This is a genomic window from Pseudomonas sp. 05T35 (assembly GCF_056396605.1).
This window is the reverse complement of the sequence record NZ_JBFTLU010000745.1, coordinates 1-1,233: the sequence shown is the minus strand read 5'-3', so window position 1 is coordinate 1,233 and position 1,233 is coordinate 1. Positions and strand designations below refer to the sequence as shown.

General features: G+C 54.5%; 1 protein-coding gene and 1 pseudogene. One reads left to right on the top strand and one right to left on the bottom strand.

The window, feature by feature from the left end; all coding sequences use genetic code 11:
• Window positions 1-437 (bottom strand): chemotaxis protein CheW (locus AC1DH9_RS29450; protein ID WP_477809367.1); only part of this gene is annotated, 437 nt, incomplete at its 3' end.
• Between the two features lie 565 nt (window positions 438-1,002).
• Between AC1DH9_RS29450 and AC1DH9_RS29445 the strand changes: the two are divergent.
• A pseudogene (locus AC1DH9_RS29445) lies at window positions 1,003-1,233 on the top strand (hypothetical protein); the annotation flags it as partial.

Here is a 1,233-nt window from a genome sequence, read left to right as displayed (position 1 = left end):
ATCTCCACCAGTTGGTCATCGACCTTGCTGATGGCCGTCAGGTAATGCTGGCGGCCGGCACTGGTTGGCGGCGGCAGAATGGCTTCCCAGTTCATGTTGACGATGCGATCGACGCCACCGACCAGGAAGGCCTGCACCGAGCGGTTGTACTCGGTCACGATGATGGTGCTGTTGGGCCCCGGCACCAGCGGCCGCATACCGATGGCCTGGGACAGGTCGATCACCGGCAACGTCTGGCCACGCAGATTGACTACACCACAGACAAACGGGTGACGCTGCGGCATCAAGGTCAGTTTTGGCAATTGCAGGACTTCCTGCACCTTGAAGACGTTGATTGCAAACAACTGCCGACCGGCCAGGCGAAACATGAGAATTTCCAGGCGATTCTCACCCACCAGCTGCGTGCGTTGATCTACTGTGTCGAGAATGCTGGCCATTGATGACTCCTGGGCTTTTCTGATGAATTCACTAAAGAAAGTTATCGGCGGATCTCATGCAATCTTGACCCGCAAACAAAATGCCACGCAAAGGAATTGATGTCACATTAACATCATGCTCTACTGAAGCGGCTATTTCATCCACTGCACAACCTGCGCGCGACCCCTCTTTGCGTGTCAAGTTCCGTGGCATAAGGGAATCCCCTAGCCGCAATCGGGATCAGCCTGATATTCGCGATATCCAATAGCCATTAATGTGACGCCATTCTCACTGCATGAATGGAGTCAGGCTTTTGTCTGTGATCGAAGTACCGTTGCCGAGCTCCTTTTTCAGCCCGCCGGGTTACGCCGCTCATGCCTCACGGCCAATGAGTTCGGTCTCTCGTTACGCTGTCAATCAGGCTCGCTCCATCGGGGTATTCGCGTCGAACACAAGCAGACCGTTCATCGTCAGCAGCAAAAAATCAGAACTGCCCTACAGATTCCAGTCATGGTCCGGCAGTACCTTACGTCCGTTCGCCATACGGCTGATTGCATCACCTGACTTGATGTCGTGGAGAAAAGCATGCTGAACGATCGTAAAAACTGGAATCAGCGACTGCCCGAATTCCTGATCGAGGCAGAAACCCTGCTGGCCAAATCCGAGGAATGCCTGAGCCACCTGCAACTGATCAACAATGATCAGGACGCCATCGACTGCATGCTGAACACACTGTTCACCCTGGCCAACCGGGCCGATGCATTGGCACTGCGGGCGGTATCCGAGTTCTCGATGTGCATTCACGCCTTGCTCAAC